This is a genomic window from Pseudomonas sp. XP1 (genome assembly GCF_053557675.1).
This window is the reverse complement of record NZ_JBNRIJ010000023.1, coordinates 20,753-33,527: the sequence shown is the minus strand read 5'-3', so window position 1 is coordinate 33,527 and position 12,775 is coordinate 20,753. Positions and strand designations below refer to the sequence as shown.

The window sequence follows — 12,775 nt, the reverse complement described above, 5'->3', positions numbered from 1 at the left end:
CCCCCGGCGACAGGGCCGGGGCAGCAATAATCAATCACTCGTCGTCCGCAGTCCCGTCGGCACGCCAGTAGGCCACAGCCTTGAGCGCATCCTCAGGCAAACCTTTCTCCAGCAACAGTGCCTTGGCCTGCCGTGTCAGGGCTTTTTCCAGGGCCACCCAGCCAAACAACCGGCCTTGCGGCAAGGTCAGGTTCTTCACCAGCGCCAGCAAGTCATCCTGTTGGCGACGTACCCAGATCACCTCCACCTGCGCCTTGCTTGGCAGTGGCTGGCGTTCCTGCTCGTCTTCGATCTGGATAACCGCCAGTACCTGGCGGCCCGCTGGCAACTCCTCCAGGCGGCGGCCAATGGCCGGGATGGCGGTTTCGTCGCCGATCAGCAGGTAGCTGTCGAAGATGTCCGGCACCACCATCGAAGCCCGCGGCCCGGCGATGTCCAGGGTTTGCCCGGGGGCCGCCTGGGCGGCCCAGGTGGATGCAGGGCCATCGCCGTGCAGCACGAAGTCGATATCCAGCTCATTGGCCACCAGATCGATGCGCCGTGGCGTGTATTCGCGCATGGTAGGCCGCGCACCACCTTCTCGACCCAGGTTACGAGCCTCGATGGCCTGCTGTTGCTCCGGCGTTTCGGCGAACAGCAGTTTGATGTGGTCGTCGCTGCCCACGCTGGTGAAGCCCTGCAGCTCGGCTCCCCCGAGGGTGATGCGGCGCATGCGTGGGGTCAGTTCGGTGACCCGCAGCACCTGCAGGCGGCGTTGGCGGATTTCGTGGTTCACGCGGTGAATGGTGTCACTCATGGGGTGTCTCCCTGACAGGTTCGGCCGGCCCGGAGGCGATGGCCTTTGCGGTGTGGTTGAGCAGGTCGCGGACCCGCTCGATTTCTTCCGGTGTCCAGCGGCCACTGTGCATGTGCAGCGCGTGGCGCAGGTTACCGACCGCTTCATGAATCTCTGGTGGGCGGTCGTGGCCACGCAGGGCGCGCTTGCTGACTTCGATGCGCATGCGCACGCCGTCCAGTGCTACGGCCTGTTCGGCCAGGGCGGTGCGGCCGGCTTCGGTAATGGCATAGAGGCGTTTGCTGCCCTGCACCTGGCCGCTTATGAGCTCGGCCTCTTCCAGGAAGTTGAGGGTGGGGTATATCACCCCGGGGCTTGGGCTGTAGCTGCCGTCGAACAGGTTTTCGATCTGTCGGATCAGGTCGTAGCCGTGGCCTGGCTGCTCGGCGAGCAGAGCCAGCATCAGCAGCTTGAGGTCGCCGGGTGCGAAGACGCGAGGGCCGCGTTCGCCACGACCTGGGCGCCGCTCGAAGGGGTCATGGGGGGTATGTTCGCGCATGGGGGCAGGGCTCCGTCGTTTGCGATATATCGTAAGATATTACTCAAGATATATCTGAAGACAAGCCCTCAATTGCAGATGATTATCATCTAGTTGTTCGATGTGTCCTCTTGCGGCGTGGCTGTGTGCATGGCCACCTGCGGCGGCTTGCACTCGTTCGGATTGCCCGGTTGCAGGTACGGCATGAGAATCGGAGCCATGCCCTTGAGTACCTGCACTGGCAGCGCCGAGGTGAACTTGAAGGCCTCCGCAGAGCGCCCCGGCACGAACGCAGTCAAGGTGCCGAAGTGGTTGTCGCCCAGGAAGAACACGAAGGTGGCGGTACGGTTCAGCGAGCGTGAGCCGATCAGCCGGCCGCCGGCACCAAAGCTTTCGATTCGGTTGTCACCGGTACCGGTCTTGCCACCCATCACCAGTGGCGTGCCGTCCTGCAGTTTGAAACTGCCGGAAATACGCCGCGCGGTGCCGGCATCCACCACCTGCGACATGGCGCCTTTGAGGGCGCGCGCCACTTCGACCGGCAGAATTCGCACACCCCGGTCCGGGTCGGTGATCAGCTTGGTCTCGTAAGGCGTATTGGCCGCGAAGTGCAGGGTGTCGATCCGCAAGGTCGGCAGGCGCACGCCGTCGTTCTGGATGATGCCGACCAGTTCGGAGAGGGCGGCGGGGCGGTCGCCCGAGCTGCCGATGGCGGTGGCCAGCGAGGGTACCAGGTGGTCGAATGGATACCCCACGCGCTTCCAGCGCTGGTGAATGTCGAGGAACGCTTCGATCTCGACCATGGTGCGAATGCGGCTGTCACGGGCGCCCTGATGGCGGCTCTTGAACAGCCAGCCGTAAACCTCCTGGCGCTCGAAGCGGCTGGCATTGACCATTTCGGTCAAGGTTGAACCGGGGTTCTTAAGCAGGTAACCCAGCAGCCAAAGGTCCAGCGGGTGGACCTTGGCGATATAGCCTTGGTCGGGCAGGTCGTACTTGCCAGGGCCATAGGCGTCGTACATCTCCGACAGGCGGCCATCGGTCAGTTTGCCCAGGACGATCTTGTCACCCTTGAGGTGGGCGCGGACGAAGGCGTTGAAAGTTTCCTGGCCAGCCTCGGGGAACAGGTAGCGGTGCACGGCCGCCAACCGTTGTGGGGTCACGCGCATGCTGTCGAGGAAGGTGTCCAGGCGCTGCTGCGAGGTCTTGCGCTGGTATTTCTTCCAGAAGCGCATCAGGTAGTTGGTGCCTTCCTTGTCGGCGAAACGGGCCAGGTATTCCTGGCGGCGCGGGTCGGAGTCGTCCTTGAGCAGCGGCACGCGGTTGTACGGCTGCTGGTAGGTCACGTAGCGCACCAGGTCGCGCATCAGGCGGATGAACGGAAGGTTGATCGACTCGCGCAATGCATCCTTGAGGGTTGGATTGCGGCTGTTGTCTTCCTTGCGGAAGTTGTTGAACACATGCATGCCGCCGCCGGTGAAGAAGGCTTCGCCGGTGTTGGCCGAATACTTGCGTTCCAGCGCCGCATCGAGCATCGCGTCCAGGCTCTGGTTCTTGCTGTTCTGCGCCAGCCATTCCAGCGACCACTGGCTGATACGGTCAAGTTCGGCGACTTCGACTTTCTTCAATTCGGCGGCAGGCTTGCCGGCGTACTTGTCGTGCAGCTCGGCGATGATCTCCAGGTAGGTGGTGAGCACCCGCAACTTGGCGGTGGAGCCCAGCTCCAGCTTGCTGCCCTCGTTGATGTCGAAGGGCTGATCGGTGCTGTCGGTCTGCACCCGCACCCGCGAGCCGTCGGCGGTGCGCTCGAACAGGGTGAAGCTGTAGCTCACCTGATCGGTGGTCTTGGCGGTGAGCAGGCGTTCGCCGATCAGGCCGATCTGCGCTGCAAATTCTGGGTCGGCAAGGTTTTTCAGGTATTGGCTGACCTGCAGCTGCAGGTCGGACTGCAGGGTACTGGTGGCCGAAACGTCGAGCCGGTCGAGGTCGTACAGGGGGCGGTTGAGCATGGCCGCCAGGCGGTTGCGTGCCAGGCTGATGCCCTTGTTGGTGACGATCGGCACGATGGTCGGTTGCGCCACCCAGTCGCGGTATACCGCCTTGCTGGCCAGTGCAGCGTCGGCCAGTGGCTGCTCGATGATCTTGTTGGCGGCCAGCACGCGGATGTGCGCGTCGGTCAGTTCGGCCAGTTCGAGCCGCCCTTTGGACAGATAGTGCGATGGCCGGCGCTGGGCAATCATCAGCGACAGCACCTGGCGCAGGGCCAGGCCGCGTGCGGCCATGCTCTCGGGGTCGCTGGCGGTGGAGTTCAGGGCCTGGTTGACCTGGTCGAAGTCGGCGCCGTACCACACCCGCAGCCCCTCGGCCATGCCATGTACTTCGCCATGCCCAGGCACTGCCGACAGCGGCACGCTGTTGAGGTAGTCCCGCACGATGCGCTGGCGTGCCTCCGTGGTGTCAGGGCCACCCTGGTAGGCACGCACGCTGGCGGAAATCATCTGGCGGATCTTCTCGGCGCCGGAAACGGTCAGGCCGTCTGGTGAATGGCGGTACTTTTCCAGCTGCGTGGCCAAGGTACTGCCGCCAGCGGACTGGCCGGGCAGGGCCAGGTACTTGGCCACCTGGCTGTAGGCGGCCTTGGCGAAGCGTGGCCAGTCCACGGCCGGGTTGTTGCGTGGGTCCTTGGTGTCGAGCAGGTCGCGGTTCTCGATGAACAGCAGGCTGTTGACGATCACCGGCGGGATCGCCGCAAAGTCCGGGTACAGGTGTTGCGGGTAATTGTACTGGTACAGCATGTCGCCGCGGCAGTCGGTGATCGACAGGCCAGCCTGGATTTTCTCGATATAGGGGGCGAACAGCCCATGGTCGACGTAGTTCATCAACGCCGGCGAGAACCTCACCTGCTCGCTGATCAGGTAGTCGCGCTTTAGCAGGCGCGGCAGGAATTCGCCCAGGGCGCTGTAGCCCAGGCGTTTATCGAACGGCCCTTCGCCGGGGTACACGATGGCATCGCTGGGGCCTGGTTGCAGCGAATAGGTGAGGGTGCTGGCCAGCTTGCTGAATTCCCGCGACTGCAGGTTGGAGGTGCGGAATTCGTCATACGCAGCGAAGCCGATGGCCACCAGCGCCACCAGCAGGATGAGGATGATCAGCCGCCACCATAGCCGACGCTGACGGGGGGATTTGGGTTGTGGCGTCTCGGCCGGAGGTATCTCGGGTGCTTCCGTTCTGCTTGGTTCCGATTGCCACAGTGCGCCCATAGTCTTCTATCCGGCCAGGTATTTTCGTCTTGCTTGTCTGAAGCTTAGACGTTGAGCGGGTCAGGTGAAAAATTTGTAAGAGGCGGGAAAGTGGCGTAGGGCTATGCGGCTTTGGTGTGGGTTTCTTCATACGGCGATGTTGCTATGGTGGCCGGGCGATTTTGGGGCCGCTTGCGCCCCATTCGCAGCACAAGGCTGCTTCTACAGGGGAATGCGTATCCTTTGTAGGAGCAGCCTTGTGCTGCGAATGGGGCGAAGCGGCCCCAGAGATCTTGCTGAATTTTCCTGTTTATACAGCGAAAAACCCTGCAACGGTCTTCCTATACTGCTCGCCCCCTTCGCCTTGCCGGGCGCTCTATTCCGGCACACGGGCCGGCCCACAAGGCCAGCTCGGCAAGCCAACGCCATGCCTATCGGCCTGGCCGGTGCTGCACGAAGGTCAAATCCAATAACAAAATGAGGTTGTATTGCTATGCCAGTCGGCAACCACCCTGCCCACGGCCAGGCCACCGAGGGCGGCCCGCTCAAGCGCGAACTGGGCGAACGGCACATCCGCCTGATGGCGCTGGGCGCCTGTATCGGTGTCGGTCTTTTCCTCGGCTCGGCCAAGGCCATCGAAATGGCCGGCCCCGCCATCATGCTGTCCTACATCATCGGCGGCCTGGCCATTCTGGTGATCATGCGCGCCCTTGGCGAAATGGCCGTGCACAACCCTGTCGCCGGTTCGTTCAGTCGTTATGCCCAGGACTATCTCGGCCCGCTGGCGGGCTTCCTTACCGGCTGGAACTACTGGTTCCTGTGGCTGGTGACATGCGTTGCCGAAATCACCGCAGTGGCCATCTACATGGGCATCTGGTTCCCCGACGTACCGCGCTGGATCTGGGCCCTGGCGGCGCTGGGCAGCATGGGTGCGGTCAACCTGGTGGCCGTCAAGGCCTTTGGTGAATTCGAATTCTGGTTCGCCCTGATCAAGATTGTCACCATCATCGCCATGGTCCTTGGCGGCATCGGCATCATTGCCTTTGGCTTCGGCAATGACGGCGTGGCAGTAGGTATCTCCAACCTGTGGAGCAACGGCGGCTTCATGCCCAATGGCGTGACCGGCGTGCTGATGTCGCTGCAGATGGTGATGTTCGCCTACCTGGGCGTGGAAATGATCGGCCTGACCGCCGGTGAAGCACGCAACCCGCAAAAGACCATTCCACAGGCCATCGGCTCGGTATTCTGGCGCATCCTGCTGTTCTATGTCGGTGCGCTGTTCGTGATCCTGTCGATTTACCCGTGGAACGAAATCGGCAGCCAGGGCAGCCCGTTCGTCATGACCTTCGAGCGCCTGGGCATCAAGACCGCCGCCGGCATCATCAACTTCGTGGTCATCACTGCAGCGCTGTCGTCGTGCAACGGCGGCATCTTCAGCACCGGGCGCATGCTCTACAGCCTGGCGCAGAACGGCCAGGCCCCGGCGGCCTTCGCCCGTACGTCGAAGAACGGCGTGCCGCGCAACGCGCTGCTGCTGTCGATCGGCGCGCTGCTGCTGGGCGTGCTGGCCAACTACCTGGTGCCGGAAAAGGTCTTCGTCTGGGTGACTTCGATCGCTACCTTTGGCGCGATCTGGACCTGGGTGATGATCCTGCTGGCGCAGCTGAAGTTCCGCGCAGGCCTCAGCGTCACTGAACGCAAGGCACTGAAATACCGCATGTGGCTGTGGCCGCTGAGCTCGTACCTGGCGCTGGCCTTCCTGGTGCTGGTGGTCGGCCTGATGGCGTACTTCGAGGATACCCGCGTGGCGCTGTACATCGGCCCGGCGTTCCTGGTGCTGCTGACGGTGCTGTACTACGCGTTCCGCCTGGCGCCGAAAGACGCGCAGGGTGTAGCCAATACTGCTTCCTGATCTGAAATGGCTGGGGCCGCTTTGCGGCCCTTTCGCGACACAAGGCCGCTCCCACAAGAAATAGCGTACTCCTGTGGGAGCGGCCTTGTGTCGCGATGGGCTGCGTAGCAGCCCCAGGTTCAATCAGGCCGCCACCTCGCTGTGCGGCTCGAAGCTGTCGGCCCGTGCCAATTGCCACATGCGCGAATAGAACTGCCCGTTCACCTCGCCAGTCAGCAGTTCACCCGGCTTCAAGAACACATGCATCTGTGAGAACAGCTTGATCTCGGTGGCTGAAATGCGCCGTACCAGGTGCTTGGCCTCCAGCTGCGCCGGGTGCTCCAGGCCTGCTGCCGCAAGCATTTCGGCCAGGGCGCGCAGGGTATTGTGATGGAAGTTCAGCACCCGCTGGGCTTTGTCCGGCACCACCAGCGCGCGCTGGCGCAGTGGGTCTTGCGTGGCGACACCGGTCGGGCACTTGTTGGTGTGGCAGCTTTGCGACTGGATGCAGCCGATGGCGAACATGAAACCGCGCGCCGAGTTGGCCCAATCGGCGCCAATGGCCAGCACGCTGGCAATGTCGAAAGCGCTGACGATCTTTCCGCTGGCGCCCAGCTTGATCTTGTCGCGCAGGTTCAGGCCGACCAGGGTGTTGTGCACGAACAGCAGCCCTTCGCGCAGCGGTACACCAATGTGGTCGGTGAACTCCACCGGCGCCGCGCCGGTGCCACCCTCCTTGCCGTCGACGACGATGAAGTCCGGCAGGATGCCGGTTTCCAGCATGGCCTTGGCGATGCCCATGAACTCCCATGGGTGGCCCAGGCAGAACTTGAAGCCTACCGGTTTGCCGCCAGACAGCTCGCGCAGTCGGGCAATGAACCGCATCATCTCGATGGGGGTGGAGAAGGCGCTGTGGCGCGACGGTGATATGCAGTCTTCGCCCATCAGCACGCCTCGGGTTTCGGCAATTTCCCGGGTTACCTTGTGCTTGGGCAGGATGCCGCCGTGGCCGGGCTTGGCGCCCTGGCTCATCTTGATCTCGATCATACGCACCTGCGGGCTGCGCGCCTGGGCGGCGAAGCGTTCGGGGTCGAAACGCCCGTCCGGCGTGCGGCACCCGAAGTAGCCACTGCCCAGTTCCCAGACCAGGTCGCCACCATGCTCGCGGTGATAGGGGCTGATGCTGCCTTCGCCAGTGTCATGGTGGAAATTGCCCAGCTTGGCGCCCTGGTTGAGGGCGCGGATGGCGTTGGCGCTGAGCGAGCCAAAGCTCATCGCCGATATGTTGAAGATCGATGCCGAGTACGGCTGGCTGCACTGAGGCCCGCCGACGATGACCCGGAAGCTTGCCGGGTCGGCCAAGGGCGCCGGGCGCATGGAGTGGCCGATGAATTCGAAGCCGGACTCGTACACGTCGATCAGGGTGCCGAAAGGTTTGTCCGAGGCTTCGTTCTTCGCCCGTGCGTACACCAGCGAGCGCTGGGCGCGGGAGAACGGCAGGGCGTCGCTGTCAGCCTCCAGCAGGTACTGGCGGATTTCCGGGCGAATGGCCTCGACCAGATAGCGGATATTGCCCAGAATCGGGTAGTTGCGGCGTACCGCGTGGCGTTGCTGCAACAGGTCGAACAGGCCGATCAGGCTGAGGATGGCGGTGCTCAGGGTGAACGGCCACAACCATTCGTGGTGGATGAAAGGCAGGGTCGCCAGGGTGAACAGCACACAGGCGGCGAAGAAGGCATAGCGGCTGAGAAGTGACAGGCTCATACAGGATCCTTGCGATGGCGCGGTCAGGCTCAGGGCCTGGGGCAAACCCCGAACATAGCCAAGTTGCACGGCTGTGCAAATTAAAATCGGGGTAGCGAAAATCATTCTCGCCAAGCCTGGCAATAGTGTTCAGGCCAAGACGGGCTTTTGTAGGAGCAGCCTTGTGCCGCGAAGAGGCCAGTAGGGAAACACATTGTCTTCGTCAATAATGGCTTCTTCGCAGCACAGGGCTGCTCCTACAGGTGCTGTGCATGCCTGTAATCAGCATCAATGGGATTCAGATAGAGTCGCGCAGCAGCTTCTGCCGCCAGCATTCCTGCTCTTGTGCCGGCGCTTCGACCAGGTACGAATAGTGCCCGGCCACCCGCACCGCCACTGGCACTCCATCGCGATACAACAGGCGGTTGCCACTGACCGCCGGCACTTTCGCACCTGGCAGCAACGACCCGACCAGATTCAGCGGGTCACTGGCACTTGCCACCACCAGTGCCCCGTCCAATTCACGGCGTCGTACCTGCCGCAGCAGCCCCACCGCCTCCGTCAAGGCGAACTGTTCGCCGGCCAGCCCGGCAATGAAACGCCCGCCACGAATCTCGCCACGTGCTTCCAGCCGGTGATAGCAGCGCAGCAGTTCGCGCCAGGGCGGCAGCACATCGCTTTCGCGCTCCAGCAGGCGCCAGCAAACCACGCCATAGCGCCGAAGCAGGGCCCGGGCGATGTGCTCCAGGCGCTGGCTGTCGTCTACAGCGCCCCTGCGTAGCAAGGCCCAGCGCCCGGCCTGGGACATGCTGCTGGACAGCGGCGGGTGGCCGCGCCGGCTGTTGCGCGCTGTGCGTTTCGCCGCCGGGGTGATCAGGCTGCGCAGGCCGGTGAAGCTGTCGGCCCCCACCAGGCCTGCGCCTACCAGCTCCTGTAACGCCGTCTCCAGTTCGCTGGGCAGCAGGTGGGCGTCGTGTGCCAGCTCGTCGAAGAACAGCGCGCCATGTGTGTTCAGCACCTCGTGGACGCGTTGCGCCCGTTTACCGAGGCTATCAAGTGCTGGCAGGGGGGCAAGGCTGCGCCACAACCCAAGATGCTCGCGCGGCAGCAGTACCAGCGGTGTGCTCGACAAGGTGTTGCTCGACACGGTTGCCGCCAGCCGGCTCCAGGCGAACTGCCCGCTGCGGCAGGCATCGTCGAGCCAGTGTGGGCTGTAGTCCTTGATACGTGCCGGCAGCAATTCGGCCTCCCAGGCTCCGGCTGCACTCGGGAACCCTTGCAACTGGCCAAGTACCTCGGTCACGGCTTGCGGGCCGCGAAGGCGCGTGTCATCAGCCAGGTGCTGCCAGTCGAACAGAAAACGCATGAAGTCTTGCAGGCTGACCGGCTCGATCTCCCGGCGCAGGCGTTTTACCGTGTAGCGGTGGATGCGCGCCAGCAAATGGCGCTCGCACCACTGCAATTCGCTTGCGCCGGGGCTGAAATACCCACGCAGCACATAGCCTTCGGCCTCCAGGTGGGCCAGTGCCTGTTCGATGGCCGGCAGCGGTTTGCCAAGTGCTGCCGCAATCTGCGCACGGGTCAGCGGGCCATGGCCGCTCAGGCGGGCTCGGAGCAGTTCGACCAGCGCAATGTCCGGCTCGATGGCCTGATCGAAGCCTGGCAGTACCTGCAACGCAGGCTCAAGCCTGGAGCCGGGATACAGCACCTGCAGCAGGTTCAACCGCTCACGCGCCAGCCACAGTTTTTCATCCACCAGGCGCAAGGCCCGGCCGGCCTTGGCCAACTGCCTGAGCAGCAGCTCCCAGCTGGCATTGCCCTGCACTTCGTCCTGACTGATGGCCCCCAGGCCCATCAACGCTTCATGCATCTCATCGGCATTGCCCGGTTGCGGCCATGCCTCGGCTGCGACGGCGGCAATGGCATCGGCATCCAGCGCGCCCAGGTCGTCGCCGCTCTGCACTTCGCTCCAGCGCCGGCTGAGCACCGCCTGAGTGCGCCGTTCTTCCAGCGGCGCGTCATCCAGGAAGGCATAGGGCCGTGCATTGAGGATGGCTGCCGCCAGCGGCGAAGGAGCGGGCAGGTCGCGACACAGCAGGCGCACCGTGCCGCTTTCCATACGCCGCAACAGCGCCAGCCAGCCTTCGCTGTCCATCGCCTCGTGCAGGCAGTCGTCGAGTGTTTGCTCGACCAGCGGATGATCGGGAATCTGCCGCTCGCCGACGATGTTCTCCAGGCAGGCGATCTGGTCGGGGAACACGGCGGCAATCAGGTCTTCACTCTTCATCCGCTGGATCTGTGGCGCCACCTTGCGACCGCCGACAAAGCGCGGCAGGGCCATGGTCACGCTGGCGTTCCAGCGCCAGCGCACCCCGAACAGCGGGGCATCGAGCAGCGCCTGGACAAGAATCGGCTCGGCGCTGCGGCTATTCAGGTAACGCCACACGTCGTCCAGTTCGAAACTGTGACTGGAAGACAGCGACAGCACGATGGCGTCTTCGCTGGCAGCCGCCTGCAGCTCGAAGTTGAAGGTGCGACAGAAGCGCTTGCGCAGGGCCAGGCCCCAGGCGCGGTTGATGCGGCTGCCGTAAGGCGAATGGATGATCAACTGGGTACCACCGGACTCATCGAAGAAACGCTCCATCACCAGCATGTCCTGCGAGGGCAGGGCGCCGAGCACTTCGCGGGTGCGGGCCAGGTAGTCGAGCAGCTGGCCAGCGGCGTCTTCGCCCAGTTCGAAGGTAGCCTGCAACCATGCCAGCACCTCGGCCTGGTTGTTGTCAGCCAGCTGTTGGTCGATCTGCGCCTGCAGTCGGGCCACTGCGGCAGACAGCTCATCGCTGCGCCCCGGGGCCTCGCCCAGCCAGAACGGGATGGTAGGTGGCAGGCCCTGGGCATCCTCCACCCGCACCCGGCCCGGCTCGACCCGCAGGATGCGATAGGAGGCATTGCCCAGCTGGAAGATATCGCCGGCGATGCTCTCGACGGCAAAGTCTTCGTTGACGGTGCCAATGTTCAGCGCCTGCGGTTCGAGCAGCACGGCGTAGTCGGCGTTGTCGGGAATGGTGCCGCCGCTGGTCAGGGCGGTCAGCTGGCTGCCGCGTCGGCCACGCAGTGTGCCGCTCACCGCATCGCGGTGCAGGTAGGCACTGCGCACGCCCTGGCGGCCGTTGTAGCCCTCGGCGAGCATGCGCAGCAGGGCCTGGTAATGTTGCTGGTCGAGTTCGGCGTATGGCGTGGCCTGGCGCAGGCAGTCGAACAGGGCCTGTTCGTGCCAGGGCTGGTTGCTGGCTTCGGCGACGATCTGCTGGGCCAGCACATCCAGCGGCGCCCGGGGAATGTGCAGTTCGTCCAGTTCGCCCCGGCGTATGCAGTCGAGCAGGGCCACGCATTCGATGAGGTCATCGCGCGAGGTCGGGAACAAGCGCCCCTTGGGCACGCCATCGACCTGGTGTCCGGCGCGGCCAACCCGCTGCAGCAAGGCCGCGATCGAACCTGGCGAAGCGATCTGGCAGACCAGGTCGATGTCGCCGATATCGATGCCCAGTTCCAGCGAAGCAGTGGCCACCAGCACCTGCAGCTGGCCATTCTTCAGGCGTTGTTCGGCATCCAGGCGTAGCTCCTTGGCCAGGCTGCCGTGGTGCGCGGCAACCGCCTCCTTGCCCAGGCGGTCGCTGAGGTGGCGGGTGATGCGCTCGGCCAGTCGCCGGGTGTTGACGAACACCAGGGTGGTGCGGTGTTCGCGCGCCAGGGTGGCCAGGCGGTCATAGACCAGGCCCCAGACATCGGTGGCCATCACTGCCCCCAGCGGCACTGGCGGCACCTCGATGGCCAGGTCGCGCTGCCGAGCATGGCCGACATCGACGATTGCACAGGGGCGGCCGTTGCCGACCAGGAACTGTGCCACCCGCTCGACCGGGCGTTGCGTGGCCGATAGGCCGATGCGCCGCAACGGCCGGTTGCACAAGGCCTGCAGGCGCTCCAGGGTCAGTGCCAGATGAGCGCCGCGCTTGTTGCCGGCCAAGGCATGGATTTCGTCGACGATTACAGTATGCACGCTGGCCAGGCCTTCACGGCCAGAAGCCGAGCCCATCAGCACGTAGAGCGATTCGGGGGTGGTCACCAGGATGTGCGGCGCCAGCTTGCGCATGGCGGCACGCTCCTTCTGAGGGGTGTCGCCGCTGCGTACGGCGGTGGTGATGCGCGGGGCATTCAGGCCTTGGTCCGCGAGGGCTTGGCTGATGCCTTCGAGCGGGGCTTGCAGGTTCAGGCGGATATCGTTGGACAGCGCCTTGAGTGGCGACACGTAGACCACCTGGGTTTGCGCTGGTAGCTCGCCGTGGCGCTCCAGGCCTTGGCGGAACAGTTCGTCGAGCACGGCCAGGAACGCACTGAGGGTCTTGCCCGAGCCGGTCGGCGCGGCCAGCAGCATCGACTGGCCCGCATGGATCAACGGCCAGGCCTGGGCCTGGGCATTGGTCACCGTGGCGAAGTGGCGACGGAACCAGGTGCTCACGGCGGGGTGGAACAGCTCGAGCACCGGGTGGTGTTTGGCGGGCAGGTTCATGTGTTGGTTATGGAGGGTGTGG

At 64.1% G+C, this 12,775-nt stretch carries 6 protein-coding genes; 1 reads left to right on the top strand and 5 read right to left on the bottom strand.

Annotated features, from left to right (window positions below):
• Nucleotides 1-34: 34 nt before the first annotated feature.
• The 3 genes from ACK1U9_RS18450 to ACK1U9_RS18440 all read right to left on the bottom strand — a co-directional run bounded on the left by ACK1U9_RS18450 (nucleotide 35) and on the right by ACK1U9_RS18440 (nucleotide 4,573).
• On the bottom strand, nucleotides 35-796 hold the full coding sequence (locus ACK1U9_RS18450) for a siderophore-interacting protein (RefSeq protein WP_046614773.1): 762 nt from the start codon (nucleotides 794-796) through the stop codon (nucleotides 35-37).
• Nucleotides 789-1,334 carry a PadR family transcriptional regulator gene (locus ACK1U9_RS18445; protein ID WP_046614772.1) on the bottom strand — a complete coding sequence of 182 codons (546 nt, stop codon included), beginning with the start codon at nucleotides 1,332-1,334 and terminating at the stop codon, nucleotides 789-791. Before ACK1U9_RS18445 ends, ACK1U9_RS18450 begins: the two co-directional genes overlap by 8 nt.
• An 89-nt stretch (nucleotides 1,335-1,423) precedes the next feature.
• Nucleotides 1,424-4,573 carry a transglycosylase domain-containing protein gene (locus ACK1U9_RS18440; RefSeq protein ID WP_046614771.1) on the bottom strand — a complete coding sequence of 1,050 codons (3,150 nt, stop codon included), beginning with the start codon at nucleotides 4,571-4,573 and terminating at the stop codon, nucleotides 1,424-1,426.
• 472 nt (nucleotides 4,574-5,045) lie between these two features.
• Between ACK1U9_RS18440 and ACK1U9_RS18435 the strand changes: the two genes are divergently transcribed.
• The gene (locus ACK1U9_RS18435; RefSeq protein WP_153671575.1) at nucleotides 5,046-6,464 is read left to right on the top strand and encodes an amino acid permease; all 1,419 of its coding nucleotides are present in this window, start codon (nucleotides 5,046-5,048) and stop codon (nucleotides 6,462-6,464) included.
• A gap of 123 nt (nucleotides 6,465-6,587) precedes the next feature.
• Here the strand turns inward: ACK1U9_RS18435 and ACK1U9_RS18430 are convergent, their stop codons facing one another.
• Nucleotides 6,588-8,207, bottom strand: a complete 1,620-nt coding sequence (locus ACK1U9_RS18430; protein WP_153671574.1) for an FMN-binding glutamate synthase family protein — start codon at nucleotides 8,205-8,207, stop codon at nucleotides 6,588-6,590.
• Nucleotides 8,208-8,484: 277 nt separating this feature from the next.
• Complete coding sequence (locus ACK1U9_RS18425; RefSeq protein WP_153671573.1) at nucleotides 8,485-12,753, bottom strand: DEAD/DEAH box helicase; 4,269 nt, start codon at nucleotides 12,751-12,753, stop codon at nucleotides 8,485-8,487.
• Nucleotides 12,754-12,775 lie beyond the last annotated feature (22 nt).

Bases quoted from the DNA above. Each gene is read 5' to 3' on its own strand.
- ACK1U9_RS18445 (WP_046614772.1), bottom strand. From the start codon at position 1,334: ATGCGCGAACATACCCCCCATGACCCCTTCGAGCGGCGCCCAGGTCGT.
- ACK1U9_RS18450 (WP_046614773.1), bottom strand. From the start codon at position 796: ATGAGTGACACCATTCACCGCGTGAACCACGAAATCCGCCAACGCCGC.
- ACK1U9_RS18435 (WP_153671575.1), top strand. From the start codon at position 5,046: ATGCCAGTCGGCAACCACCCTGCCCACGGCCAGGCCACCGAGGGCGGC.
- ACK1U9_RS18440 (WP_046614771.1), bottom strand. From the start codon at position 4,573: ATGGGCGCACTGTGGCAATCGGAACCAAGCAGAACGGAAGCACCCGAG.
- ACK1U9_RS18430 (WP_153671574.1), bottom strand. From the start codon at position 8,207: ATGAGCCTGTCACTTCTCAGCCGCTATGCCTTCTTCGCCGCCTGTGTG.
- ACK1U9_RS18425 (WP_153671573.1), bottom strand. From the start codon at position 12,753: ATGAACCTGCCCGCCAAACACCACCCGGTGCTCGAGCTGTTCCACCCC.